Origin of the sequence: Pseudomonas sp. QL9 (assembly GCF_041409665.1) — a bacterium.
Classification (GTDB): Bacteria; Pseudomonadota; Gammaproteobacteria; order Pseudomonadales; family Pseudomonadaceae; genus Pseudomonas; species Pseudomonas knackmussii.
The window spans coordinates 5,104,820-5,130,127 of sequence record NZ_CP166971.1 but is presented as its reverse complement, the minus strand read 5'-3'; the positions used below and the strand labels follow the sequence as shown (position 1 = coordinate 5,130,127).

The 25,308-nt window shown below is 65.5% G+C and carries 19 protein-coding genes and 1 pseudogene; 10 read left to right on the top strand and 10 right to left on the bottom strand.

Annotated features, from left to right (window positions below):
- The 5 genes and pseudogenes from ACA097_RS23890 to ACA097_RS23870 all read right to left on the bottom strand — a co-directional run.
- On the bottom strand, positions 1–1,086 hold the full coding sequence (locus ACA097_RS23890; RefSeq protein ID WP_371366437.1) for a PAS domain-containing protein: 1,086 nt from the start codon (positions 1,084–1,086) through the stop codon (positions 1–3).
- 149 nt (positions 1,087–1,235) lie between these two features.
- Positions 1,236–2,192, bottom strand: coding sequence for a 2Fe-2S iron-sulfur cluster-binding protein (locus ACA097_RS23885; protein ID WP_371366435.1), 957 nt, complete (start codon positions 2,190–2,192; stop codon positions 1,236–1,238).
- Positions 2,193–2,243: 51 nt separating this feature from the next.
- Complete coding sequence (locus ACA097_RS23880; RefSeq protein WP_371366433.1) at positions 2,244–3,365, bottom strand: aromatic ring-hydroxylating dioxygenase subunit alpha; 1,122 nt, start codon at positions 3,363–3,365, stop codon at positions 2,244–2,246.
- A gap of 293 nt (positions 3,366–3,658) precedes the next feature.
- Complete coding sequence (locus tag ACA097_RS23875) at positions 3,659–4,654, bottom strand: alpha/beta fold hydrolase (RefSeq protein ID WP_371366431.1); 996 nt, start codon at positions 4,652–4,654, stop codon at positions 3,659–3,661.
- Between the two features lie 177 nt (positions 4,655–4,831).
- Positions 4,832–5,812: pseudogene (locus ACA097_RS23870) on the bottom strand (5-methyltetrahydropteroyltriglutamate--homocysteine S-methyltransferase); the annotation flags it as partial.
- Between the two features lie 118 nt (positions 5,813–5,930).
- On the opposite strand from ACA097_RS23870, the gene metR reads away from it, so the two are divergent.
- Positions 5,931–6,851 (top strand): transcriptional regulator MetR, encoded by a 921-nt coding sequence (gene metR, locus ACA097_RS23865; protein WP_043253300.1) that lies wholly within the window; start codon positions 5,931–5,933, stop codon positions 6,849–6,851.
- A 61-nt stretch (positions 6,852–6,912) separates the two neighbouring features.
- Here the strand turns inward: metR and nfuA are convergent, their stop codons facing one another.
- On the bottom strand, positions 6,913–7,497 hold the full coding sequence (gene nfuA, locus ACA097_RS23860; RefSeq protein ID WP_043253301.1) for a Fe-S biogenesis protein NfuA: 585 nt from the start codon (positions 7,495–7,497) through the stop codon (positions 6,913–6,915).
- 226 nt (positions 7,498–7,723) lie between these two features.
- The gene (locus tag ACA097_RS23855) at positions 7,724–9,982 is read right to left on the bottom strand and encodes a fatty acid cis/trans isomerase (RefSeq protein WP_371370565.1); all 2,259 of its coding nucleotides are present in this window, start codon (positions 9,980–9,982) and stop codon (positions 7,724–7,726) included.
- A gap of 205 nt (positions 9,983–10,187) precedes the next feature.
- Here ACA097_RS23855 and metH point away from each other — a divergent pair, with 205 nt between their 5' ends.
- From metH to ACA097_RS23825, 6 genes are all read left to right on the top strand, one after another.
- Positions 10,188–13,880 (top strand): methionine synthase, encoded by a 3,693-nt coding sequence (gene metH, locus ACA097_RS23850; protein WP_371366428.1) that lies wholly within the window; start codon positions 10,188–10,190, stop codon positions 13,878–13,880.
- Positions 13,881–13,902: 22 nt separating this feature from the next.
- Positions 13,903–14,253 carry a YggL family protein gene (locus ACA097_RS23845; RefSeq protein ID WP_371366426.1) on the top strand — a complete coding sequence of 117 codons (351 nt, stop codon included), beginning with the start codon at positions 13,903–13,905 and terminating at the stop codon, positions 14,251–14,253.
- 117 nt (positions 14,254–14,370) lie between these two features.
- Entirely contained in the window at positions 14,371–15,738 is a 1,368-nt protein-coding gene (locus ACA097_RS23840; protein ID WP_371366424.1) for an FAD/NAD(P)-binding protein, read from the top strand.
- Positions 15,735–16,175: a GFA family protein gene (locus ACA097_RS23835; protein WP_371366422.1), complete on the top strand. Its 441-nt coding sequence runs from the start codon at positions 15,735–15,737 to the stop codon at positions 16,173–16,175. The genes ACA097_RS23840 and ACA097_RS23835 overlap by 4 nt, the downstream gene beginning before the upstream one ends.
- A 121-nt stretch (positions 16,176–16,296) precedes the next feature.
- Positions 16,297–17,622 carry an MATE family efflux transporter gene (locus ACA097_RS23830; RefSeq protein WP_371366420.1) on the top strand — a complete coding sequence of 442 codons (1,326 nt, stop codon included), beginning with the start codon at positions 16,297–16,299 and terminating at the stop codon, positions 17,620–17,622.
- A gap of 37 nt (positions 17,623–17,659) precedes the next feature.
- On the top strand, positions 17,660–17,878 hold the full coding sequence (locus tag ACA097_RS23825) for a DUF2970 domain-containing protein (RefSeq protein ID WP_371366418.1): 219 nt from the start codon (positions 17,660–17,662) through the stop codon (positions 17,876–17,878).
- A 2-nt stretch (positions 17,879–17,880) separates the two neighbouring features.
- Here ACA097_RS23825 and ACA097_RS23820 read toward each other — a convergent pair whose 3' ends face one another.
- Positions 17,881–18,909, bottom strand: coding sequence for an ABC transporter substrate-binding protein (locus ACA097_RS23820; RefSeq protein ID WP_052355453.1), 1,029 nt, complete (start codon positions 18,907–18,909; stop codon positions 17,881–17,883).
- A gap of 403 nt (positions 18,910–19,312) precedes the next feature.
- Between ACA097_RS23820 and ACA097_RS23815 the strand changes: the two genes are divergently transcribed.
- The 3 genes from ACA097_RS23815 (at position 19,313) to ACA097_RS23805 (ending at position 22,175) form a co-directional block, all read left to right on the top strand.
- Positions 19,313–19,807 (top strand): PaaI family thioesterase, encoded by a 495-nt coding sequence (locus ACA097_RS23815; protein WP_160287597.1) that lies wholly within the window; start codon positions 19,313–19,315, stop codon positions 19,805–19,807.
- A gap of 225 nt (positions 19,808–20,032) precedes the next feature.
- Positions 20,033–21,691, top strand: coding sequence for a nitrite/sulfite reductase (locus ACA097_RS23810; RefSeq protein WP_043253311.1), 1,659 nt, complete (start codon positions 20,033–20,035; stop codon positions 21,689–21,691).
- On the top strand, positions 21,675–22,175 hold the full coding sequence (locus tag ACA097_RS23805; RefSeq protein ID WP_371366416.1) for a DUF934 domain-containing protein: 501 nt from the start codon (positions 21,675–21,677) through the stop codon (positions 22,173–22,175). The genes ACA097_RS23810 and ACA097_RS23805 overlap by 17 nt, the downstream gene beginning before the upstream one ends.
- Positions 22,176–22,527: 352 nt before the next feature.
- Here the strand turns inward: ACA097_RS23805 and ACA097_RS23800 are convergent, their stop codons facing one another.
- Positions 22,528–23,259, bottom strand: coding sequence for a dienelactone hydrolase family protein (locus ACA097_RS23800; RefSeq protein WP_160287599.1), 732 nt, complete (start codon positions 23,257–23,259; stop codon positions 22,528–22,530).
- A 72-nt stretch (positions 23,260–23,331) separates the two neighbouring features.
- The gene (gene htpG / locus ACA097_RS23795; protein WP_371366414.1) at positions 23,332–25,230 is read right to left on the bottom strand and encodes a molecular chaperone HtpG; all 1,899 of its coding nucleotides are present in this window, start codon (positions 25,228–25,230) and stop codon (positions 23,332–23,334) included.
- Positions 25,231–25,308: the final 78 nt, after the last annotated feature.

Sequence of the window (25,308 nt, the reverse complement as noted above, 5' to 3'; positions counted from 1 at the left end):
TCAGGCGCGGGCGGCCAGCTGGGCCTCGAGTTCGGCAATGCGCGCCTGCAGGCGCTCGCGCTCGGCGCGCACCGGGCCGATGTCTTCGAAGACGCTGATCAGGTGCTCCGGCAGGCCGTCCTGGCGCCGCCGCTGCAGCGAAGTGCGCGCGCGCAGCCAGACATAGCTGCCGTCCTTGCGCCGGCAACGCTTCTCGACCACGTAACGCTCGATCTCGCCGGCCAGCATGCTGCGCAGCAGTAGCAGGTTGCGCTCCAAGTCGTCGGGATGGGTGAGCTGCTGGAAGGTCATGCCGTAGAGCTCGTCGGCGCTGTAACCGAGCAGCTCGCAGAGGCTGCCGTTGACCCGCTGCCAGGTGCCGTCCAAGCCGATGTAGGCCAGCGCGCCCCAGGTCAGCTCGAAGATCGCGCGGAAGCGCTCCTCGCTGTTGCGCAGCTCTTCCTCGGCGGCCATCCGCGCAGTGTTGTCCATGCTGATGCCGACCATCTTCACCGGCCGCCCGGCGCTGTCCTTCACCACACTGGCGCGCGAGGCGATCCAGCGCATCTCGCCGTCGGGCCGGTAGATGCGGAAGTCGTAGTCGCAGCCGCTGCCGCTGGCGATGGCCTGGTCGTACATGGCGCGCATGGCGGTCACGTCCTCGGGCGGCAGGTGCTCCCAGAAATCCTGGTTGCGCCTGACCGGCCAGCCATAGACCTCCTCGACGTTCGGCGAGTAGGTGAGTTCGTCGCTGATCAGGTTCCATTCCCAGGTGACGATGCGCGCGCCCTCCTGGGCCAGCTTCATGCGCGCTTCGCTTTCCATGATCTCGGCGGTATAGCGGCGGCGCACGTCGGTCATCGGCAGCTCGACCGGTGCGGCACCCTGCAGGTCGCGCAGGGCTTCCTCGCCGTAGCGCAGCCAGATCCAGTTGACCTTGAGGAAGGCCGCCAGCTTGCGCAGGTTGTCGTAGTCGATCTCGCCCCCGCGCGTCCACTTGTGCACCGCGGTGCGCGAAATACCCAGCGCGGTACCGACCGCCTGCAGGGTCAGCTTGTGGTGTTCGAGAAGTTCCTTGAGGCGGAAGGCGAAGCTGGTTTCGGTCATGCGCTGTCCTGTCCTGGAGATGCCTAGCCGGCAGTATACACAGCTGTAAACTAGCGGATGACAGGGAACCGGTAGGAGCGAGCTTGCTCGCGAACGGACTCGCTGCGGAGCTGTTCGCGAGCAAGCTCGCTCCTACAAAGAGCCAAACCTTAGAGATCGATCACCAGCCGCGCCGTGCGCGAGCGCGACACGCAGAGCATCAGGCTCTGCTGGGATGCTTTCTCAGCGTCGGACAGGTACTGGTCGAAGTGCTCCGCCTCGCCTTCGAGGATGGCCGTCTCGCAGGTGCCGCAAACGCCCTCGCGGCACAGGCACTCCACCTTGGCCGCCTTCACGTTCTCGATGGCCTGGAGGATGGTCATGCCCTCCTCCACCCGCAGCTCGCGACCGGAACGCGCCAGCACCACGGTGAAGGCGGCGCCTTCGGCCGGGTCGGCGGCGAACTGTTCCCAGTGCACGCACTCACCGGCAATGCCGGCAGCCTTGGCGCCATCGATCACCCCATCGATCAGCGGCTTGGGACCGCACACGTAGAGGTGCGCGCCCTCTTCCAGGCCGGCGAACAGCACCTTGAGGTCGAGCCTGCGATCCAGGCTGTCGATGTAGAAACGCGCGTACCTGGCGTGCGGACCGGCTTCCAGGTCACCCAGGAAAGCGCCGTGTTCCGGGCTGCGGAAGGCGTAGTGCAGCTCGTAGGGCGTGTCGCCGCCTTCCAGGTCGTGCAGTTGCGCCAGGAACGGCGTGATGCCGATGCCGCCGGCGATCAGCACGTGGCGCGCCGCGCTCGGGTCCAGGGCGAACAGGTTGTTCGGCGTTGAAATGGTCAGCCGGGTGCCGACTTCCACTTGCTGGTGCATGAAGGCCGAGCCGCCCTTGGACGGCTCCTCCAGGCGCACACCGATCTGGTAGTGACTGAGGTCGCGCGGGTCGCTCATCAGCGAGTAGGCGTTGCTGAAGCTGTCGCCCTGCACGATCACGTGGCTGCCGCCGCTGAACGCCGGCAGCGGCTGGCCGTCCTCGCGCACCAGGGTGAAGCGCTTGATCAGGGGAGACGCCTGTTCTATCGCGCTGACCCGGACCTCGAACATCTCGTAGGGATTGCTCATCTTTCACCTCGACCGCAGGGCACCGCTCGTTGAAAGTCAGAAAGGCCGCTTTCAGGCGTCCAGGTGAGCCACCGCGATCAGGTTGTGGAAGTGCGCGATGCCATGCTCGCTGATCCCGCTGCGCTGCTTGTCCACCATGATCCGCCCCTGGCCGCGATACCCGCGCGACTTCAGGCCCTTCTGCACGCTTTCCACCAGGCGCAGGTCTTCCGGGCGGAAGACGTCGCGGTACCAGTCGATCAGCGCCTGCTGCTCGGGGGTGATGTCCTTGTTCAGGAAGTAGATGTCGTAGTGCTGCAGGGTGGTTTCCGCATCGACCGGGAACTCGTAGATCACGGTCATGAAGTCGCCGCCCGGCGGCACGTTGAACATGCTGCAAGGCCAGGCCCAGAAGCCCGAGTAGGCAGGGTCGGCGACCGACTCGGCGAGCTTGAACGACTGCTCGGAGGACTTCGCCACGCCATGCTGCAAGGTCCAGTTGCCATGCAGGGAGTGGCCGTACTGGCTGACGTCCACCGAGTCGGCGAAGCTCGGGTGCGCCGGGGCGCAGTGGTAGCACTCCAGGTAGTTGTCGACGATGGACTTCCAGTTGGCCGGCGTGCGAGTGACGAAGCGTGCCGCCAGGTGCAGGTCGTCGATCACCGCGCAGGCCTGGCGCATGCGCGCTTCCAGGCCGGGCAACTGGTCTTCGACGCTGCCCGCTTCGGCATCCATGTTGATGAAGATGAAGCCGGCGTACTCCTCGACGCGCAGCGACACCAGGCCGAAGTCGCCCTTGTCGAAGCCCTGCACCGCGTCGCAGTTGCGCGCGTGGCTCAGTTCGCCGTCGAGCTTGAAGGTCCAGGCATGGTAGGGGCAGGCAATGACGTTCCTGGCCTTGCCGCTGCCTTCGAGCAACTGGTGGCCGCGGTGCGGACAGACGTTGTAGAAGGCACGCAGCACGCCGTCGCGGCCGCGCACGACGATGATGCTTTCGCCGATCACCTCGCGGGTGATGTAGGCGTTGTTCTCCGCCACTTCGCTGCGGTGCGCCACGCAGATCCAGCTGCGGGCGAAGATGGCTTCCTTCTCGTGCTCGAATACCGCCGCGCTCGTGTAGAACTGCGCCGGAATGGTGTACGCCTCTTCGGGGTTGCTGCAGAAATCGGCGGGCAGACGCTGGAAATCGTTCATGAATCAACTCCTCGCTGAGGGGCAGGCCGGCCCCCTTTGTTGTTCTAGTGAGAGATCGATCGACTTCTGGAACCAAGGGCCGCTGTCGTGGAAGTTACGGTCCGCTTGTTAACTATTAGATAACGCCAATCTATCGGTTAACAGTCTGCCTGCAACCTTTCCGCACTGCAAGAGCACGCAGCAACTGCCGGCAGGCCTACAGATATCCGGGCAAGCCCGGTCCGTAGCGCCGCAAGGCGCCGGACGGGATCAGAAGAAGGGAATGCGTGCGGCGATCGACTCGCCCGGCGCGGTCAGAGCTGAGCGACGTGGCCGCTCGCCTGGTGCGCCCGCAGGTAGGGCAACACCGCCGACAGCAGCGGCTCCTTGAAGGCTTCCTGGAAGCGATGCGCCATGCCGGGGATCAGCTTCAGCTCGGAGCCGCGGATATGCGCCGCCACGTGCACGCCGTGCATGACCGGCAGCAGCGGATCGGCGGTGCCGTGGATCACCAGGGTCGGCACGTCCAGGCGGTTGAGCAGATCGACCCGGCTGGGTTCGGCGAGGATCGCCAGCATCTGGCGCTGCACGCCTTCGGGGTTGAAGGCGCGGTCGTAGGACACCGCCGCCTGATGCAGCAGCTGCTGGCGGTCGTCCTTCACCTGCGGGCTGCCGAGCGCGGCAAGCAGGTCGGCCTGCTGCTCCAGGGCCTGTTCGCGGCTGCTCGCTTCACGCCGGGCAAGCAGTTTGAGCAGGCTGTCACTGGGCGCCGGCAGGCCTTCGGCGCCGGAGCTGGTCATCACCAGGGTCAGGCTGGTCACCCGTTGCGGGGCGAGGTCGGCGACATGCTGCGCGATCATCCCGCCCATGCTGGCGCCCAGTACATGAGCGCGCTCGACGTGCAGGGCATCGAGCAGACGCAGCGCGTCCCAGGCCATGTCAGTAAGGCTGTAGGGCGCGCTGACCGGCAGGCCGAGGCGGTAGCGGATCACTTCATAGGTGAGATTGGCGCTGGGCGTCGGCACCCGCCAGGCGCTGAGGCCGACGTCGCGGTTGTCGTAGCGGAGCACGCGGAACCCCTGCTGGCAGAGCGCCTGCACCACCTCGTCCGGCCAATGGATGAGCTGCCCGCCCAGGCCCATGATCAGCAGCAGAGTCGGGTCCTTGGGCGAACCGATGCTCTGGTAGGCCAGGCGCACGTCGCCCAGGTCCACAGTCTCGGTCGGAACCCGTGGATCGCAGCGATCGCTGGCAAAAGCAGAGAGGGGCGCTGAGCACAGAAGTGCCAGCGCCAGCAGAAACGCACGCATGTGAAAATCCGAAATGCAGAATCCCAGTGAAGGCGGATTCTGATGAAATTTCGTACGGCGCTCTGCCACACAACAGTGACACTTTGATGAAAGGCGCTGAGCGGTCGTGACCTTCGGTCAGCTGCGGGCGCTATACCGAGCCCGCAGCCAGCCCCTTATTCACGCTTACGCGGCGCAGGCCGCCAGGCTGGACAACGCATCGGGATTACTCAGGGCGCGGGTAAGGATGCCCACGTCGCGGCACTTGCGAACGCCGAAGCTCAGCTCCGTATCCACAGAATCATCCCTCGAGGGCAGCAGCGAAGCGCCCGATAGCGACGAGGACGGCGCCACCCAGAGACGCTCGCCCAGCCGGTCGTGGGCATGCCGCAGCACCTCGAACGCCTGGCGCAAGTCACCCGCGCCTTCATTGCGAGCGTCGACCAGACCGAGCGACAGCACCTTGTACGCCGGCAGGCGGTCGAGCACGGCCGGGTACTGATCGGGAGCGCCAACGAGGTCGACATGCAGTCCGTCCACCGGCAACCCCACGGCGACGCCCAGGTTGTCTTGCAGGCCGCCAAAACAGGCCGCAACCAGCTTCTTCAGAGGGTCGCGCTGCAGCAGGTTGTAGGCGCGCTCGAAGGCGTTTTTCCATGCCTGCGGCAATTCCAACGCCAGGACGGGTTCGTCGATCTGCACCCACTCCACGCCCTGCCCGGCCAGGCGCTGGAAGATCTCGCCGTACACCGGCAGCAGGCGCTCCAGCAGATCGAGCCGGTCAAATCCGGCGTCCTTGCTCTGCCCGAGCCAGAGGTAGCTGATCGGGCCGAGTAGTACCGGCTTGACCTGGTGACCGAGTGCGCGAGCTGCCTCGACCTCCTCGAACAGCGCCTCCCAATCGAGCCGGAAGTGCTGGTCGGCGTCGAATTGCGGAATGGCGTAGTGATGCACGCCATCGAACCAGCGGCCCAAGTCGACGCTCGGCGCAACCTCTCCCGATCGGGATTCGGCAACCACCCCAAAACCCAGGGAATGCGCGAGCACCTGGTCACCGCCTGCAAAGTCGGCCACTGGCAGAAGGTCGATACCGGCATCCCTCTGCAATTGCCAGCGCGCAGCGCGCTGCTCGCGGTCGTAGCCGATGCGGGGGAAGCCGAGGGAATGGGCCAGTGCCATGGCGGGGAACTCCAGAAGTGCGAATTGATGCCGCGCATTGTCGACAGCCGCCACCCCATGAGACAAACTCAATCCATTCGCGTTGAAATCAAGTTTTCCTCATGTTGGGAGCTGCACCATGCTCGAACTCCGCCATCTGAAAACCCTGCACGCCCTGCGGGAAGCCGACAGCCTGGTGGAAGCCGCCGAGCGCCTGCACCTGACCCAGTCCGCCCTCTCCCACCAGTTCAAGGAACTGGAGGACCGCCTCGGGCTGTCGCTGTTCATCCGCAAGACCAAGCCTGTGCGCTTCACCAGCGCCGGCCTGCGCCTGCTGCAGCTGGCCGATTCGGTACTGCCGCAGCTGCGCGCGGCCGAGCGCGACCTGGCGCGCCTGGCCGGGGGCACCGCCGGACGTCTGCACATGGCCATCGAGTGCCACAGCTGCTTCCAGTGGCTGATGCCGACCATCGACCAGTTCCGCGATGCCTGGCCGGAAGTGGAGCTGGACCTCGCCTCGGGCTTCTCCTTCGCCCCGCTGCCGGCGCTGGCGCGCGGCGACCTCGACCTGGTGGTGACCTCGGACCCGGTGGAGATCGCCGGCATCACCTACGTACCGCTGTTCACCTATGAGGCGCTGCTGGCCGTGGACAATCACCACGCACTGGCGGCAAAGCCCTTCATTGTGCCGGATGACCTGGCCAGCCAGACGCTGATCACCTACCCGGTGGAGCGCGATCGCCTGGACGTCTTCACCCGCTTCCTCGAACCGGCCGACGTCGAGCCGGCGCAGGTGCGCACCGCCGAGCTGACCGTGATGATGATGCAGCTGGTGGCTTCCGGCCGTGGCGTCTGCTGCCTGCCGAACTGGGCTTTGCACGAGTACAGCTCGCGCGGTTACGTGACCGCCAAGCGCCTCGGCGAGAAGGGCCTGTACTGCACGCTGTACGCAGCCATCCGCGCAGACATGCTGGACGCGCCCTTCATGCGCGACTTCCTGCTCACCGCCAAGGACACCTCCTTCGCCACCCTAGAAGGGGTCAGCGCGGCCAAGGGCTGAGCGACACGGAAACGAAAAAGGCGGCCCCAGGGCCGCCTTTTTCATGCGTCGCGTACACCTATCAGTAGTAGGCGTTCTCGCGGTTGCTGTGGTCGGTGACGTCACGTACACCGTTCAGCTCCGGGATGCGCTCTTTCAATGTCTTCTCGACGCCGTCCTTGAGGGTCATCTCGACCGCGCCGCAGCCCTGGCAACCGCCGCCGAAACGCAGCACGGCAATGTTGTCCTCGACCACGTCCACCAGGCTCACCTGGCCGCCGTGGCTGGCCAGACCGGGGTTGATCTCGGTCTGCAGGTAGTAGTTGATGCGCTCGGTGATCGGGCTGTCTTCGTTGACCATCGGCACCTTGGCGTTCGGCGCCTTGATGGTCAGCTGGCCGCCCATGCGGTCGGTCGCGTAGTCGACCACGGCGTCTTCCAGGAAGGGCTCGCTGATGGCGTCGATGTAGGCGGTGAAATCCTTCAGGCCGACCGGGGTGTCTTCCGGCTTCTGCTCGCCCGGCTTGCAGTAGGCGATGCAGGTTTCGGCGTACTGGGTACCGGGCTGGGTGATGAAGATGCGAATGCCGATCCCGGGGGTGTCCTGCTTGGCCAGCAGTTCGGCCAGGTAACCCTGGGCAGCTTCGGTAATGGTGATGGCGCTCATGGCAACTCCTCGCAAACGTGCCGCCAGTGTACGTCATTCGCCCCTGGCGGAGAAAGCCCTACTAATTTGGTAGGAATAATTCGCAGTTGGCGTCCGAACACGGGCGCTCCCGGTTTCTGGATCCCCGCGTTCGCGGGGACGACGCAGCGGAAAGCGAATCTTGATCCCGTCACTCCCGCGAACGCGGGAGCCCAAAAGACTGCTGCTCCCGCAGGAGGGGCGGGGATCAGAGGTTCTCGTAGCGGTTCATATCGAGGATGCCCGCCTCCACCGGCTCGAATTCGCGCAGGTAGGCGTCGAGGTCGTGGAAGTAGGTCCAGAACTGCGGGTTGCTGCGGCGGATGCCCCAGTGCTCGACCACCTGCTCGAAGCCCGCCTGGTCCTTCGCCTGCTCCAGCGCGCTGACGAAGTCGCCCGCCTCTTCTGCCTTGAGCGAGAACATGAAGTTCGGATAGCTGGAGAGCACGCCCGGGTAGATCGTCAGGGTGTCCAGCCCCGGCTGGTAGCGCAGCGACTCGCCGAGCATGAAGGCGACGTTGCTGTGCGCGCGGTTGCGCAGGACCGTATAGATCTCGCGCTTACCGTCGGCCAGCTCGACGCGCACCATGGTCGCCTCGGGCAGGAAATCGATCACCTTGAGCCCCGCCGCCGGCCGCCCGGAAAGGCGGCTGAGGGCCTGCTCGGCATCCTGCAGCGGACGCGGCACCTGCGGCCGGTAGCAGGCACCGCTCTGGCACAGGTTGATCGGATCGGGCCGCGCATTGAGGCTGGCGAAGCGACGCAGCAACTCGCTGGCGAAGGCACCCTTGGAACCGTGCTCGGGCAGGCCAAGATCGCTGGGCGCGTCGTTTTCGAGGTTCTGATAGTCCAGCCACATCTTCAGCTTGCCGCTGTTCTGGTACCAGTCGTCGAGCAGCTTCGGCCGCGCGGCTACCGGCATCAGGCGGAGGAAGTTCTGCTCGGCGCCGTTGCGGATCAGGTCGAAGTACAGCCGCGTCTGCGCCTGGTGCGAGACGTTGCCGAAGACGTCGAAGTTGACCACCAGCCCGTAGTAGGTGCGTTCGAGCAGCGGGTAATCCATCCACCACATCGTCTGCGGCACGCCGCCGATCAGGCCCTTGCGCACCGAGGCGCTGTCGTACTGGCGGAAGATCGACAGCAGCGCGTTGTCGTTGCCGCGCCAGATGTCCGCCCAGGTCGGCGCCGGCGCATCCTCGTAGGTGTCCAGGCGCAGCGCCTCGTACTGGTTGCGCTTGTCGCGGTAGGCGGTCCACTGCTGCAGCATCTGGCTCATGTCGTCGATCTGCCCGGGCAGCGCCAGCAGCGGCGTGGCCTTGGCCCGATAGACCGGATCGGTGATGTAGAGGTCGTGGTCCGGGTCCTGGAAGAACGTCCAGAAGTTGTCGCGGATCACGTCGGTGGCGATCTGCCCGCGGCACACCGGCCCGCGGATGAAGGTGCGGACGAAGTACTCGGCGTTGTCCAGCATGAACTGGTAGCGCGCCCGCGCCGGGATGGCGGCGAAGGTCTCGAAGGGGTTGGCACGATGCTGCAGGCCGTAGCCGGGCACCTTGTCGGTCGTCCAGTCGCCGCTGAAGAACAGCTCGCGGGTGTGCGCCAGCTTGGCCGGGCTCAGCGGATAGGTGATGTGGGTCTTGTGCACGATCACGCCCTGGATCGGCCACAGGCGGTAGTAGAACTCGACGCCTGGGTCGTCGTTGGGACGGCGCGTCGGGATCGGGTCGATGGCCAGGCCGCTGGGCGTGCGTGAGCGCACCAGTTGGAAGAAATGCCCCGGCGCGCCCTTGTCCTGGAAGTACAGGTGGGCGAGGAACAGATGTTCGTAGAGCCAGCGCGACACCAGCGTCTCGCGCGCGCCGCGCTGGTTGAGGAAAGTCTCCCAGGCGTTGACCTGGCGCGCCTCGGCGGCGGACGGCAGCCAGGCCTGCTCGTCGACCGGCGCGCCCTCGGCCAGCCATTTCTTCAGGGTGCCGTACTGCTGGTCGCTCAGCCCGCTGACGGCGAAGGGCATGCCACTGCGCGGATTCTTCGCCACGAAGTCGTCGATGCTGTCCGGCGTCGGGCACTGGTTGCTGCGGTTGATCGACAGGTCGAGGCCGTCGGGGATCTTCGCGTTGGGCACCAGCGGGTGGTTGTGGCCCAGGTCGATCATGCGCGCCATCAGCGCCGCCTGGCCGTTGCGCGCGTCGAGCACCGACCAGAAGTCCTTGCGCCGCCAGGCATCGGCGCCATGGGCGTCGAGGAACAAGCGGGTGGTGTCCTGGGCCTTGGTGCGCGAGCCGTTGTACACCGGCAGCTTGTTGGCGCCGCGCTGGGCGCCTTCGGCGGCGCTGAGGTTCAGCTGGCAAGGCGAGTCGTAGCAGGCATGGCAGGCCACGCACTTGTCGGTGAAGATCGGCTGTATGTCCTTGCTGTAGGAAATGTTCGCGGCACGCGCACCGCCGGCAAGCAGCATGAACGCCATGGTCAACGCAAGGGATGCGCGCAAGGACATGTAGGTCTCCCAACCTCGTGAATGGGCGGATTCTAGCGGGTTGGCGAGGATTTTCGGTCAATGAGCGATGGATTCAACATGAATCGCGCTCATGCAAATCCGCCACAAGCTCAAATCTCTTGCAGCTTTGCTATTATCACCGCCCCTTTGTCACAGCCTTTTCCAGGTAGTTCCCATGAAAGATCGTGCCGCTCGCCAGCAAGCCCTACAGCAAGCTCTGAAGGATCGCATCCTGATCCTCGACGGCGGCATGGGCACCATGATCCAGAGCTACAAGCTGCAGGAAGAGGACTACCGCGGCGCCCGCTTCGCCGACTGGCCGAGCGACGTGAAGGGCAACAACGACCTGCTGCTGCTCACCCGCCCGGACGTCATCCAGTCCATCGAGAAGGCCTACCTGGACGCCGGCGCCGACATCCTCGAGACCAACACCTTCAACGCCACCCGCGTATCCCAGGCGGACTACGACATGGAGGAGCTGGTCTACGAACTGAACGTCGAAGGCGCGCGCCTGGCCCGTGAAGTGGCCGACGCCAAGACCGCCGAGACCCCCGACCGCCCGCGCTTCGTCGCCGGCGTGCTCGGCCCGACCAGCCGCACTTGCTCGATCTCCCCCGACGTCAACGACCCCGGCTTCCGCAACGTCACCTTCGACGAACTGGTGGAAAACTACAGCGAGGCGACCCGCGGCCTGATCGAAGGCGGCGCCGACCTGATCCTGATCGAAACCATCTTCGACACCCTCAACGCCAAGGCGGCGATCTTCGCCGTGCAGGGTGTCTTCGAAGAACTCGGCATCGAACTGCCGATCATGATCTCCGGCACCATCACCGACGCCTCCGGCCGCACCCTGTCCGGCCAGACCACCGAGGCCTTCTGGAACTCGGTGCGCCACGCCAACCCGATCTCCGTGGGCCTGAACTGCGCCCTCGGCGCCAAGGAACTGCGCCCGTACCTGGAAGAGCTGGCGACCAAGGCCGGCACCCACGTCTCCGCGCACCCCAACGCCGGCCTGCCGAACGCCTTCGGTGAGTACGACGAGACCCCGGCGCAGATGGCCGAAGTGGTCGAGGAGTTCGCCGCGTCGGGCTTCCTGAACATCATCGGCGGTTGCTGCGGCACCACGCCCGGGCATATCGAGGCCATCGCCAAGGCCGTCGCCAAGTATGCGCCCCGGGCCATTCCCGAGATTCCCAAGGCCTGCCGCCTGTCGGGCCTGGAGCCGTTCACCATCGACCGCAACTCGCTGTTCGTGAACGTCGGCGAGCGCACCAACATCACCGGTTCCGCCAAGTTCGCCCGACTGATCCGCGAGGAGAACTACGCCGAGGCCCTGGAAGTGGCCCAGCAGCAGGTCGAGGCCGGCGCCCAGGTGATCGACATCAACATGGACGAGGGCATGCTGGACTCGAAGGCGGCCATGGTCACCTTCCTCAACCTCATCGCGTCCGAGCCGGACATCTCCCGCGTGCCCATCATGATCGACTCCTCCAAGTGGGAAGTGATCGAGGCGGGCCTGAAGTGCATCCAGGGCAAGGGCATCGTCAACTCGATCTCCATGAAGGAAGGCGTCGAGCAGTTCAAGCACCACGCCCGCCTGTGCAAGCGCTACGGCGCCGCCGTAGTGGTGATGGCCTTCGACGAAGCCGGCCAGGCCGACACCCAGGCGCGCAAGGAAGAGATCTGCCAGCGCTCCTACGACATCCTGGTCAACGAAGTGGGCTTCCCGCCGGAAGACATCATCTTCGACCCGAACATCTTCGCGGTGGCCACCGGCATCGAGGAGCACAACAACTACGCGGTCGACTTCATCAACGCCTGCGCCTACATCCGCGACAACCTGCCCTACGCGCTGAGCTCGGGCGGTGTGTCCAACGTGTCCTTCTCGTTCCGCGGCAACAACCCGGTGCGCGAAGCGATCCACTCGGTGTTCCTCTACTACGCGATCAAGAACGGCCTGACCATGGGCATCGTCAACGCCGGCCAGCTGGAGATCTACGACGAGATCCCGCAGGAGCTGCGCGACAAGGTCGAGGACGTGGTGCTCAACCGCAGCCCGGACGCCACCGAAGCCCTGCTCGCCATCGCCGACAAGTACAAGGGCGGCGGCGCCACCAAGGAAGTGGAAGACGAGGAATGGCGCAGCCATAGCGTCGAGAAGCGTCTTGAGCACGCGCTGGTGAAAGGCATCACCACTTACATCGTCGAAGACACCGAGGAGTGCCGGCAGAAATGCGCGCGCCCCATCGAGGTCATCGAAGGCCCGCTGATGAGCGGGATGAACGTGGTCGGCGACCTGTTCGGCGCCGGCAAGATGTTCCTCCCGCAGGTGGTCAAGTCTGCTCGCGTGATGAAGCAGGCCGTGGCCCACCTGATCCCGTTCATCGAAGCGGAAAAGGGCGACAAACCGGAAGCCAAGGGCAAGATCCTCATGGCCACCGTCAAGGGCGACGTGCACGACATCGGCAAGAACATCGTCGGCGTGGTGCTCGGCTGTAACGGCTACGACATCGTCGACCTGGGCGTGATGGTGCCGGCGGAGAAGATCCTCAAGACCGCCATCGAGGAAAAGTGCGACATCATCGGCCTGTCCGGCCTGATCACCCCGTCGCTGGACGAGATGGTCCACGTCGCCAAGGAAATGCAGCGCCAGGGCTTCAACCTGCCGCTGATGATCGGTGGTGCCACCACCTCCAAGGCACACACCGCGGTGAAGATCGACCCGCAGTACAGCAACGATGCCGTGGTCTACGTCACCGACGCCTCGCGCGCCGTGGGCGTGGCCACCACCCTGCTGTCCAAGGAAATGAAACCCGAGTACGCCCGCAAGCTGCGCGAGGAGTACGCCGAGGTCCGCGAGCGCACCGCCAACCGCAGCGCCCGCACCGAGCGCCTGAGCTATGCCCAGGCGATCGCCGCGAAGCCGAAATTCGACTGGGCCGGCTACCAGCCGCCGGTCCCCTCCTTCACCGGCACCAAAGTGCTGGAGGACATCGACCTCAACGTGCTGGTCGACTACATCGACTGGACGCCCTTCTTCATCTCCTGGGACCTGGCCGGCAAGTACCCGCGCATCCTCACCGACGAAGTCGTGGGCGAAGCGGCTACCACGCTGTTCAACGACGCCCAGGCGATGCTGAAGAAGCTGATCGACGAGAAGCTGATTCGCGCCAAGGCCGTGTTCGGCTTCTGGCCGGCCAACCAGGTCGAGCATGACGACCTGGAGGTCTACGGCACGGACGGTCACAAGCTGGCCACCCTGCACCACCTGCGCCAGCAAACCATCAAGACCGACGGCAAGCCGAACTTCTGCCTGGCCGACTTCGTCGCGCCCAAGGACAGCGGTGTGAAGGACTACGTCGGCGGCTTCATCACGACCGCCGGCATCGGCGCCGAGGAAGTCGCCAAGGCCTACGAGGCCAAGGGCGACGACTACAACGCGATCATGGTCAAGGCCCTCGCCGACCGCCTCGCCGAAGCCTGTGCCGAATGGCTGCACGAGCGCGTGCGCAAGGACTACTGGGGCTACGCCCGCGACGAGCACCTGGACAACGAGGCGCGGATCAAGGAGCAGTACGTCGGCATCCGTCCGGCACCCGGCTACCCGGCCTGCCCTGACCACACCGAGAAAGGCACCCTGTTCAAACTGCTCGACCCCAAGGGCACCTCCGGCGTGACCCTGACCGAGCACTACGCCATGTTCCCCGCCGCCGCCGTCAGCGGCTGGTACTTCGCCCATCCGCAGGCGCAGTACTTCGCCGTCGGCAAGGTCGACAAGGACCAGATCGAAAGCTACAGCGCGCGCAAGGGCCAGGAAGTGACCAGCAGCGAGCGCTGGCTGTCGCCGAACCTGGGCTACGACGCCTGATCCCCATTAGCAGGAGAAACACATGAAATACCTCACCCCCGAACAGATGGAAAAACCCCGCAAGCGCCGCCTTCAGAAGAAGCTGCGCCTGGGCGAGTTCAAGGAATTCGGCTTCAGCCTGGAAGTGAACTACAGCGGCGACCTGGATGACGTGCTCGACCAGTGGATCGACTTCGTCGAGGCCCAGGGCTGGGTCTTCGTCGGCGGCGCCACCGAAGACGGCGAGTTCACCGGCTACCTGTGCCTGAACGCCGTCGGCAGCCTCAGCGAAGCCGACCGCGAGACCGCCCAGCAGTGGCTGAAAGGCCAGAGCTGGTGCAAGTCCTTCGAACTCGGCGAGCTCAGCGACTGCTGGCACGGCCTGTTCGAGTAAGACCCCACGCCGCCCCGCGTTCGCGGGGCGGCGCTTTGTCTCACCCCCGTCCCCTCGCGGTTGCCTACCGCCCCTCGCTCTGCGAACCTGCGCCCACTCGATTGAAGGATGGGCAACATGGAACACATCACCATCATCGGCAGCGGCTTCTGCGGCACGGCACTGGCCGTGCAATTGCTGACCCGCGCCCAGGGACCGCTGCGCGTCAGCCTGATCAACCGCTCCGGCCGACTGGCCCGCGGGCTGGCCTACGGCACCCGCTCGGCCAGCCACATCCTCAACGTCCCGGCCGAACGCATGAGCCTGTTCCCGGAACGCCCCTCGGATTTCCTCGAATTCGCCCGCCGGCAACTGCCCGAGGCACGCCCCGGCGACTTCCTGCCGCGACGCTTCTACGGCGACTACCTGCAGGACCGCCTCGGCCACGCCATCGCCGAAGCAGCACCCGGCGTGCGCTTCAGCAGCCTGTGCCAGCAGGTAGTGGAACTGGTCGACCAGGGCGATCACCTGCGTTTGCATCTCGATGACGGAGAGCTCCTGGACAGCCGCCAGGTAATCATTGCCACCGGCAACTTCGCTCCGTCCACCCCCGCCGCGCTGCAGAGCCTGGCTGGCGACCCGCGCTACCTGCGCGACCCGTGGCAGGCTGGCGCCCTCGAACAGATTCCGGGCGATGCACGCGTTCTCCTGCTCGGCACCGGACTGACCATGTACGACATGGCTCTGGCCCTGCAGGACCACGGGCACCGCGGCCAGATCACAGCCCTGTCGCGCCGGGCCCTACTGCCCCATGCGCACCGCGACAACGCCCAACATCCGCTGTTGCCCGAGCTGCCGGAAAGTTTCCGGCAGACAATGCACCTCAACGAACGCGTCAGCAGCCTACGCCGACTGATTCGTGAAGCAGCGAAGGACGGACACGACTGGCGCGACCTGGTTGCAGCCCTGCGTCCGCTGACCCCGCAAATCTGGCAGCAACTGAGCGACATCGAGCGCCGACGCTTCCTCCGCCATCTGCAACCGTATTGGGACGTGCATCGCCACCGTGCGGCGCCACCGGTCGCCCAGCGCATCACTGAACTGCGCGATAGTGGCCAACTGCAGGTTCGCGCCGGCCGGCTGCTCTCCGCTCACGCCGGGGATGATGGCCTGCAGCTGGAATTCCGCCCGCGGGGCCACAGCCGGCCTGTACGCGAACGCTTCGACTTCCTGATCAACTGCACCGGCCCGAGCACGGATCTGCGGAACATCGGCGAGCCACTGCTCGAAGGCTTACTGACGCGCGGCCAGATCGTGCAAGACGCGAACTGCCTGGGCCTGCACACCGACTCTGAGTACCGTCTGCTCGATGCCACCGGCAAGGCGCAGCCAAACCTATTCCTGCTCAGCCCCATGCTGCGCGCCAGCCACTGGGAAAGCACTGCCGTGCCGGAACTGCGCCAGCACGCCGAACGCCTCGCCATACAGCTGTTGGAGACGAAATGAGCCACCCCCTGCACGGCAACTGCCACTGCGGCAACCTCCAGGTGCATGTCGGCCTGAGCCGCGAACCGCTCGATTACCAACCGCGCGCCTGCGATTGCGGGTTCTGCCAGGCTCATGGCGCCGCTTACATCTCCGATGCCGCCGGCAGCCTGGCCATCGAATGGCACGAGGAGCCCGGGCGTTACCGGCATGGCAGCCGCAATGCCGAGTTCCTCTTCTGTCGCCAGTGCGGCGTGCTGGTTGCCGTGACTTACGAAGCGGACGGCCGCACCTTCGCCGCCTTGAACGTCCGCGCGCTCGGCAGCGATACGGGCTTCGCCGCCGAGGCGCCGGCATCGCCGCAGCAACTGCCACCCGAACAGCGCATCGAACGCTGGAAGAAGCTGTGGTTCGCCGACGTCGCGCTACGCCCGGCGAGCGGAACCGCGCCCGCCTGAGCCGACCGGACGCCGCGCGGCGTCCTTCCCCATACGCTAGGCTCTCTCCTCAAGGGCAACGGCCACCGGCACGCCGCCAGCCCAGCCAAGAATCGCCGGAACACCTGCTGCCAGAGACGCCATGCTAGAGCGCCAGCGCCTTCAGAACATTCTCAGCCTGGGTTTGCCGATCATCGGCGGAATGCTCAGCCAGAGCCTGCTCAACCTGGTGGATGCCGCCATGGTCGGCCACCTGGGCGAGAAGTCGCTGGCGGGCGTGGGCATCGGCAGCTACGCCAACTTCGTCGCCATCTCCCTCGTCATGGGCCTGGGCGCCGGCGTGCAGGCCATGGTCGCGCGCCGCCGTGGCGAGGGGCGCGAGGCGAGCCTGGCCGATCCGCTGAATTGCGGCCTGCTGGTTTCCCTCGGCCTGGCGGTTCCCATCACCCTGATCTGCCTGTTGTTCGCCCACCCCATAGTGCGGCTGCTGTCGAGCGACCCGCAGGTGCTCGACATCGGCGTGCCCTACTTCGAGTGGCGCGCGCTCTCGGTGCTGGCGGTGGGCCTGAACTTCTCCTTCCGCGGCTACTGGAACGGCACGCGCCGCTCGGGCATGTACATGCGCACCCTGGTGGTCATGCACCTGGCCAACGCCGGCATCAGCTACAGCCTGATCCACGGCCTGTTTGGCCTGCCGCAGATGGGCGCCATCGGCAGCGGCCTGGGCACTACGCTGGCGCTTTACCTGGGCTCGGCGATCTACGCCTGGATCACCTGGCGCGACGCCCGCGGCCACGGCTTCCTCACCCGCCGGCCGAGCGAGCGCGACGTCCGCGTGATGCTGCGCCTGTCGCTGCCCAACTCGCTGCAGCAATTCTTCTTCGCCGCCGGCATCACCTTTTTGTTCTGGATCATCGGCCAGGTCGGCACCCGCGAGCTGGCGGTGGCCCACGTGCTGATCAACCTGGCGCTGTTCCTGATCCTCCCGGGCATCGGCCTGGGCATGGCGGCCACCACCCTGGTCAGCCAGTGCATGGGCGAGCGCGATTTCGACAGCGCGCATCGCTGGGGCTGGGACGTGGTGAAGGTCGCCGCCTGCGGGCTGGCGTTGCTCGGTACGCCGTTCTGGATGTTCCCCGAGACGATCCTGCGGCTGTTCGTCAGCGACCCCACATTGATCGAATTGGGCCGCGTGCCGCTGACCCTGACCGGCCTGGGTATGGTGATAGACGCCACCGCGCTGGTGCTCACCCAGGCCCTGCTCGGCGCCGGCGCCACACGCACGGTGATGGCGGTCAGCCTGGGCAACCAGTGGCTGTTCTTCCTGCCGCTGGCGTACCTGGTGGGCCCGGTGCTGGGCGGCGGCCTGCTGGCGATCTGGAGCATGCAGATCCTGCAGCGCGGCCTGGCCTCAGCGATCTTCGCGGTGATGTGGCAGAAGCGCCAGTGGACCGAAATCGAACTCTGAGCGGGGCTATGCTTGCCCGCAGGCAGGAGGGCCTTTCATGAACGATGAATCGCAGAACAAACCGCCGAGCTTCTGGCAGATGCTGCAAAGCGTGCTCGCCGCCGCCTTTGGCGTGCAGAGCGGGAAGAACCGCGCCCGCGACTTCACCTACGGCAAGCCCAGCCACTTCATCCTGCTGGGCATCGCCTTCACCCTGATCTTCGTCGTGCTGCTCTATGGGCTGGTGCAGCTGGTGCTGCACCTCGCCGGGGTCTGAACCTAGCGCAGCAGGGGCTGCACCGAGAACTCATAGCGCTTGCGCTCCGGATGCAGCGCCAGGCTGAAGTCGCGGAAGTCGATACCGAAGCCCGGGCGCGCGAGATTGGCCTTCATGCGTGCGGCCTGGCGACGGTCGAGCAGAACGAAGATCGGTATCTGCCGATCCTTGCCGCCGTGGGTAGCGAAGTCGACTCCGGCATCGTAGTCATGCAGCAACACCATCGCCCAGGCACCGAGGCTGAAGTGGCCGGTAGCCGCCACGCTTACGCGGCCATCGACAGTGCTGTCGAGCATCTCCGGGGAGTTGTTCAGCGCACTGAACAGCAGGTCCTTGCCCGGCACGCGGCCGAGCTGCTTGGCCGCGCGCATGGCACCGAAGGCCATCTCATCGTTCGCCGACCAGACCAGCCGCGTCTGCGGGTAGCGCTTGAGCAGCTGCAAGCCCTGCTCGTAGGCCCGCTCGTTGGCCCAGCCGGCATAGACCAACTGCAACAGCCGCGCCTGCGGATACTCCGCCAGCGCCCGGCGCATGCCTTGCTCGCGGAACTGCGAGGCGGGTGTCTGCTTGCTGCCGGAGAACGCCAGCATCTGCAGCGGTGCCCCGCTCGCTTCACCCTGGCGCAGCAACGCCTTGGCCATCAGGTAGCCGGCCGCTTCGTCGTCGGCCACCAGGCTGCCGATCCAGTTCGGGTAGCGCCCGCGGCTGGCGCCGGCGATGCGCTGCTGGTCGGCGGTCAGGGTGCTGTTCACGGCGAACAGGCGCACACCGCTGCCCACCGATAGGCGCAGGATTTCCGGGCCGGCGTAGTTCTCGTTGACGAAGATCAGGTAGTCGGGACGCTGCGTCCCCTGCAGCACTTCGCGGGCTTCGCGAAGCATCTTCTGGGTATCGCGTTCGCCGTAGCGCACCTGCAGCGACATACCCAGGTCGCTCGCCGCGGCCTGCATGAATTGCGTGTAGCTGACCCAGAACGTTTCGTTGGCGCGCCCGGGGTTGAGAAAGACCACCGAAGCCGCCTGGCAGCCCATGGAGAGCAACAGGCCGGCGACCAACACCCAGGATTTACGCAGAAAACTCACTTGCCCTACCCCGACAGTCACAACCGCCGAAGTATAGCCATTTGCCTCTATTGAAAGCGCCCGCCCCTGACCAACGGGGCGGGCAGCGACTTACTGATGGCTGACCCAGTACACCGCGGTGGCGACCACCAGCAGGATCAGGATGAAAGCGGCGCGGGCGTCGATGACGCTGTCGCGGTTGTCGTTGTGGGACTCTTCGCTCATTTCTCCCCCTCTTTTTCTTGCTGTTGTCGGTGGACCCACCAGCAGTTAAGACCAGCCCGGCGATCGCTACAAGGCGCGCCGCGCCCTTCTGCCGGCCCGGCAAACCCGCTAGGCTGGGGCGGTTCCCCGACTGCGACAAGGCATCCCGATGGACTCTCTTTCCCTGCAAGACAGCGCCGCGCCCGAAGGCATCTGCTACGGCTGCGGCGGCGCCAACCCCCATGGCCTGCACATCAAGAGCTACTGGCACGAGGACGGCATCCACGTCATGGCCAAGCACCTGCCCGAGGCCAAGTACACGGGCTGGCCGGAGCTGGTCTACGGCGGCCTGATCGCCATGCTGGTGGACTGCCACTCGAACTGGACCGCCATGGCCCACCACTACCGTGCCGAAGGCCGCGAGCCGGGCAGCCTGCCGCGCCCGGACTGCGTCACCGGCAACCTCGGCATCAAGTTCATCAAGCCGACCCCGATGGGCGTGCCACTGACCCTGCGCGCACGGGTGGACGGCGATCTTGGGCGCAAGACCCGGATCATCTGCGAGGTGTATGCCGGCGATGTGCTGACTGCAATCGGCGACTCCATTTTCGTCCGCGTCGATACCGCTCAGCTGGGCGCCCAGGCCCACGGCCGCGACGCCTGAACCACCGCCGGGCGGGCGCATCGCCCTGCCCGCCTGGCGCCGTCGCAGCGGCGGTTCGCCTGGAGCCGCCGCTTAGATCAGAAAGTTCTCGCCATATACTCAAACTTCACTTTTACGAATATTCCCTGACTGGTATCGTGCGCCCCACTCCGCGTGGAGCGCGTTGCCGTGCGCGCTTGGAAGCGCAGTACGCCCGAGCGCTATAGCCTGACAGCAGGAAATTTCATGTACGTATATGACGAATACGATCAGCGGATCGTAGAGGATCGCGTCAAGCAGTTCCGCGATCAGACCCGCCGCTACCTGGCGGGCGAACTGACCGGCGAGGAATTCCGCCCGCTGCGTCTGCAGAACGGCCTCTATATCCAGCGATACGCGCCCATGCTGCGCGTCGCCGTGCCCTACGGCCTGCTCTCCTCGGTGCAGGTACGCAAGCTGGCGCAGATCGCCCGCGACTACGACAAGGGCTACGCCCACATCAGCACCCGCCAGAACGTGCAATACAACTGGCCGGAGCTGGAAGACGTACCGGAAATCCTCGCCGAGCTGGCCACCGTGCAGATGCACGCGATCCAGACCAGCGGCAACTGCATCCGCAACACCACCACCGACCAGTTCGCCGGCGTCGCCCGCGACGAGCTCGTCGATCCGCGCCCCTGGTGCGAGATCATCCGCCAGTGGTCGACCTTCCACCCCGAATTCGCCCACCTGCCGCGCAAGTTCAAGATCGCCGTCAACGGCGCCGTGAGCGACCGCGCCGCCATCGAGGTGCACGACATCGGCCTGGAAGCGGTGCAGAACGCTGCCGGTGAGCTTGGCTTCCGCGTTTCCGTCGGCGGTGGCCTGGGCCGTACCCCGATCGTCGGCAGCTTCATCAACGAATTCCTGCCGTGGCAACACCTGCTGTCGTACCTCGACGCCATCCTGCGCGTGTACAACCGCTATGGCCGTCGCGACAACAAGTACAAGGCGCGCATCAAGATCCTGGTCAAGGCGCTGACCCCGGAAGTCTTCGCCCAGAAGGTCGACGCCGAGTGGGCGCACCTGAAGGACGGCCCGAGCACCCTGACCGAAGCCGAAGTGCAGCGCGTGGCCGCGCACTTCGTCGACCCGGCCTACAAGGCCCTGGAAGACCAGGATGCCGCCCTCGCCCAGCTCGACGCCGAGAACCCCGGCTTCGCCCGCTGGCGCCAGCGCAACACCTTCGCCCACAAGAAGCCCGGCTACGTCGCCGTGACCCTGTCGCTCAAGCCCACCGGCGTGGCGCCTGGCGACATCACCGACAAGCAGCTGGACGCTGTCGCCGACCTGGCCGATCGCTACAGCTTCGGCGAAGTGCGCAACAGCCATAACCAGAACATCATCCTCGCCGACGTCGAGCAGGCGCAGCTGTTCACCCTCTGGGGCGAACTGCGCGAGCAAGGCTTCGCCACCCCGAACGTGGGCCTGCTGACCGACATCATCTGCTGCCCGGGCGGCGACTTCTGCTCCCTGGCCAACGCCAAGTCGATCCCGGTGGCCGAAGCCATCCAGCGTCGCTTCGAGGACCTGGACTACCTGTTCGACATCGGCGACATCGACCTGAACATCTCCGGCTGCATGAACGCCTGCGGCCACCACCACGTCGGCCACATCGGCATCCTCGGCGTGGACAAGAAGGGTGAGGAGTTCTACCAGGTCTCCCTCGGCGGCAGTGCCAGCCGTGACGCGAGCCTCGCGCAGATCCTCGGCCCGTCGTTCGCCCAGGAGCAGATGGCCGACGTGATCGAGAAGATCATCAACGTCTACGTCGAACAGCGCACCGAAGAGGAACGCTTCCTCGATACCTACCGCCGTATCGGCATCGATCCCTTCAAGGAGCGCGTATATGCAGCGAATCATTAAGCACCGCGAAGTGGTCGACGACCGCTGGCACCTGCTGCCCAAGGACGCGACCCTGGAAAGCGTGCCCAACAGCGACGACGTGATCATTCCGCTGAACCTGTGGCTCGAGCACGGCGCCGCCCTGCGCGGCCGCGACGGCGGCCTGGGCGTATGGCTGGACGCGGACGAGGAACCGGAAGCCATCGCCGGCGACCTGGACAAGTTCCAGGTGATCGCGGTGAACTTCCCGGCCTTCACCGATGGCCGTGGTTTCAGCACGGCGCGCCTGCTGCGCGAGCGCTTCGGCTACAAGCGCGAAGTGCGCGCCATCGGCGACGTACTGCGCGACCAGCTGTTCTTCATGCAGAGCTGCGGTTTCGACGCCTACGCCATCCGCGCCGACCGCGACCCGCATGACGCGCTGGCCAGCCTGGACGACTTCAGCGAGGTCTACCAGACCTCGGTGAGCCAGCCGCAGCCGCTGTTCCGCCGCCGCAGCGCCTGATCGGCGCTGCCTCGAAAGGCCCCGCCCAGTGCGGGGCTTTTTCGTTGCTGCCGCAAGCAGAGCTTTTCGTAGGAGCGAGCTTGCGCGCGAACCGCACGGCACGGCGCTCCCCTGTAGGAGCGGCCCATGGCCGCGAATCGCGCGCATGGCGCGCTCCTACATGGATGAAGTGGCGCAAGGACCTTCGCGGATAAATCCGCTCCTACAGGAAGGGACAGAGTCGTCCCGAGATGCCCGTGCATCCGGGACATGTCGTTCGGGAGCAAGCTCGCTCATACAGGGGTGGTTTGTGCGCGGGGTGCACAGAAATGAAAAAGCCCGGCCTGAGCCGGGCTTTTGCACAGCAGCCGCCTTACTCGCCGAAACGCTCGTCGAACAGGTCGAACATCGCCTGGAAGGCCCGGCGGGCGATCTTGGCGTCGTACTGCATCATGCCCGGCACCTGGGCATGCGGGTCGGTGAAGGAGTGCACCGCGCCGCCATAGCTGGTCAGCGCCCAATCCACGCCGGCGTCGGTCATTTCCTTGGCGAAGGCCGGCAGGGAGTCGCGCGGCACCAGCGGATCGGAAGCGCCGTCGAGCACCAGTACCGCGCCCTTGATGTTCTTCGCGTCGGCCGGGTTCGGCGTATCCAGGGTGCCGTGGAACGACACTGCAGCTGCCAGCTGCGCGCCGTCACGGGCCAGTTCCAGCGCGCAGCAGCCGCCGAAGCAGAAGCCGAAACTGGCCAGCTTGGTGGTGTCGAGCGGTGCTTTTCCGGCTTGCGCCTGCAGGGTCTTGAAGGCGGCCTGCATGCGCTTGCGCAGCAGGGCGCGGTCGTTCTTCAGCGGCATCATGGCGGCGCCGGCCTGGTCCGGGCCGTTGGGGCGCACATCCTTGCCGTAGAGATCGGCCACCAGCACCACGTAACCGTGGCCAGCGACCTGACGGGCGACGTCCAGCGCGCCCTGGCTGACGCCCATCCAGTTCGGCGCCATCAGCAGGCCGGGACGCTGCACGCTGCTGGAGGCATCGAATACGAGCTGACCTTCGAAAGAAACACCATCGACTTCGTAGGCGACGGGCTGGACGCTGATCTGACTCATCGGTGATTTCCTTGAGTGGGGGTAGGAAAAGCACAAAGCCCGCAGTAGCGGGCTTTGTGGGAGGTTACTCGCTTAGGCGGAAAGTTCCACCAGCAGCTTATTCAGACGCCGTACGTAGGCGGCCGGGTCCTTGAGGCTGTCGCCGGCGGCCAGCGCGGCCTGGTCGAAGAGAATGCGTGCCAGCTCGCCGAAGCGGTCTTCGTCGGGCTCGGCGTCGAGCTTCTCGATCAGCGGGTGGGCCGGGTTGAACTCGAAGATCGGCTTGGACTCCGGAACCTTCTGCCCGCTGGCCTCGAGGATCTGGCGCATCTGCAGGCCGAGGTCGGCCTCGCCGATGGCAAGGATCGCCGGGGAATCGGTCAGGCGGTGCGAGACACGCACTTCGGCGACTTCGTCACCCAGCGCGGTCTTCAGGCGCTCGACCAGGCCCTCTTTGGCCTTGGCGATTTCTTCCTGGGCCTTCTTGTCCTCTTCCGAGTCCAGGCTGCCCAGGTCCAGGTCGCCGCGGGCGACGTCGACGAACTGCTTGCCGTCGAAATCCGACAGGTAGCTCATCAGCCACTCGTCGATGCGGTCGGTGAGCAGCAGAACCTCGATGCCCTTCTTGCGGAAGACTTCCAGGTGCGGGCTGTTCTTCACCTGGGCGAAGCTTTCGCCGGTAAGGTAGTAGATCTTGTCCTGGCCTTCCTTCACGCGGCCCAGGTAGTCGGCAAGCGACACGCTCTGCTCGCCGGATTCGTCGCTGGTGGAAGCGAAGCGCAGCAGGCCGGCGATCTTCTCCTTGTTGGCGAAGTCTTCCGCCGGGCCTTCCTTGAGCACCTGGCCGAAGTTCTTCCAGAAGCCCTTGTAGGCCTCGGCGTCGCTGCTCGCCAACTTCTCCAGCATGTCCAGCACGCGCTTGGTCAGCGCCGACTTCATCGAGTCGACGACCGGGCCGGACTGCAGGATCTCGCGGGAGACGTTCAGCGACAGGTCGTTGGAGTCGACAACGCCCTTGATGAAGCGCAGGTACAGCGGCAGGAACTGCTCGGCCTGGTCCATGATGAACACGCGCTGCACGTACAGCTTCAGGCCACGCGGAGCTTCGCGGTGGTACAGGTCGAACGGCGGGCGGCCCGGCACGTAGAGCAGCGAGGTGTATTCCAGCTTCCCTTCGACCTTGTTGTGGCTCCAGCTCAGCGGGTTCTCGAAGTCATGCGCGATGTGCTTGTAGAACTCCTGGTATTCCTCGTCCTTGATCTCGGTGCGCGGACGGGTCCAGAGGGCGCTGGCGCGGTTGACCACTTCCCACTCGACTTCGGCCGGCTTGTCCTCGCCGTAATGCTCTTTCGGCAGCTCGATGGGCAGGGCGATGTGGTCGGAGTATTTCTTGATGACGTTGCGCAGGCGCCAGCCGTCGGCGAACTCTTCTTCGCCGCTCTTCAGGTGCAGGACGATGCGGGTGCCGCGGTCAGCCTTCTCTACGGTGGCGACTTCGAAGTCACCCTCGCCTTTCGACGACCAGTGCACGCCCTCGGCTGCCGAAGCACCGGCGCGACGGGTAAAGACGTCTACCTTGTCGGCGACGATGAAGGCGCTGTAGAAGCCCACGCCGAACTGGCCGATCAGGTGCGAATCCTTCTTCTGGTCGCCCGACAGGTTCTTCAGGAAGTCGGCGGTGCCGGACTTGGCGATGGTGCCCAGGTGCGCGATCACTTCCTCGCGGCTCATGCCGATGCCGTTGTCTTCGAGGGTGACGGTCTTGGCGTCCTTGTCGAAGCTCACGCGGATCTTCAGCTCCGCGCCGCCTTCGAGCAGCTCCGGCTTGGCCAGGGCTTCGAAACGCAGCTTGTCGGCCGCGTCGGAGGCGTTGGAAATCAGCTCGCGGAGGAAGATTTCCTTGTTCGAATACAGGGAATGGATCATCAGGTGAAGCAGTTGCTTCACTTCGGTCTGGAAGCCCAGGGTCTCTTTTTGAGTCTCCACGCTCATTGGTTCTCGCTCCGAGGATGACAAAAGCCGCATCGAACGGCGGATGTCAGCGAGATGGGGGCTTCCTTTGCCTTTTCA

Bases quoted from the DNA above. Each gene is read 5' to 3' on its own strand.
- nfuA (WP_043253301.1), bottom strand. From the start codon at position 7,497: ATGAGCGCCATCACCATTACCGAAGCTGCCCAGGGTTACCTGGCCGAA.
- ACA097_RS23805 (WP_371366416.1), top strand. From the start codon at position 21,675: ATGCAGCGAATCATTAAGCACCGCGAAGTGGTCGACGACCGCTGGCAC.
- ACA097_RS23845 (WP_371366426.1), top strand. From the start codon at position 13,903: ATGAAATACCTCACCCCCGAACAGATGGAAAAACCCCGCAAGCGCCGC.
- ACA097_RS23875 (WP_371366431.1), bottom strand. From the start codon at position 4,654: ATGCGTGCGTTTCTGCTGGCGCTGGCACTTCTGTGCTCAGCGCCCCTC.
- ACA097_RS23885 (WP_371366435.1), bottom strand. From the start codon at position 2,192: ATGAGCAATCCCTACGAGATGTTCGAGGTCCGGGTCAGCGCGATAGAA.
- metR (WP_043253300.1), top strand. From the start codon at position 5,931: ATGCTCGAACTCCGCCATCTGAAAACCCTGCACGCCCTGCGGGAAGCC.
- ACA097_RS23825 (WP_371366418.1), top strand. From the start codon at position 17,660: ATGAACGATGAATCGCAGAACAAACCGCCGAGCTTCTGGCAGATGCTG.
- ACA097_RS23830 (WP_371366420.1), top strand. From the start codon at position 16,297: ATGCTAGAGCGCCAGCGCCTTCAGAACATTCTCAGCCTGGGTTTGCCG.
- htpG (WP_371366414.1), bottom strand. From the start codon at position 25,230: ATGAGCGTGGAGACTCAAAAAGAGACCCTGGGCTTCCAGACCGAAGTG.
- ACA097_RS23810 (WP_043253311.1), top strand. From the start codon at position 20,033: ATGTACGTATATGACGAATACGATCAGCGGATCGTAGAGGATCGCGTC.
- ACA097_RS23840 (WP_371366424.1), top strand. From the start codon at position 14,371: ATGGAACACATCACCATCATCGGCAGCGGCTTCTGCGGCACGGCACTG.
- metH (WP_371366428.1), top strand. From the start codon at position 10,188: ATGAAAGATCGTGCCGCTCGCCAGCAAGCCCTACAGCAAGCTCTGAAG.
- ACA097_RS23815 (WP_160287597.1), top strand. From the start codon at position 19,313: ATGGACTCTCTTTCCCTGCAAGACAGCGCCGCGCCCGAAGGCATCTGC.
- ACA097_RS23880 (WP_371366433.1), bottom strand. From the start codon at position 3,365: ATGAACGATTTCCAGCGTCTGCCCGCCGATTTCTGCAGCAACCCCGAA.
- ACA097_RS23800 (WP_160287599.1), bottom strand. From the start codon at position 23,259: ATGAGTCAGATCAGCGTCCAGCCCGTCGCCTACGAAGTCGATGGTGTT.
- ACA097_RS23855 (WP_371370565.1), bottom strand. From the start codon at position 9,982: ATGGCGTTCATGCTGCTTGCCGGCGGTGCGCGTGCCGCGAACATTTCC.
- ACA097_RS23820 (WP_052355453.1), bottom strand. From the start codon at position 18,909: ATGGGCTGCCAGGCGGCTTCGGTGGTCTTTCTCAACCCCGGGCGCGCC.
- ACA097_RS23890 (WP_371366437.1), bottom strand. From the start codon at position 1,086: ATGACCGAAACCAGCTTCGCCTTCCGCCTCAAGGAACTTCTCGAACAC.
- ACA097_RS23835 (WP_371366422.1), top strand. From the start codon at position 15,735: ATGAGCCACCCCCTGCACGGCAACTGCCACTGCGGCAACCTCCAGGTG.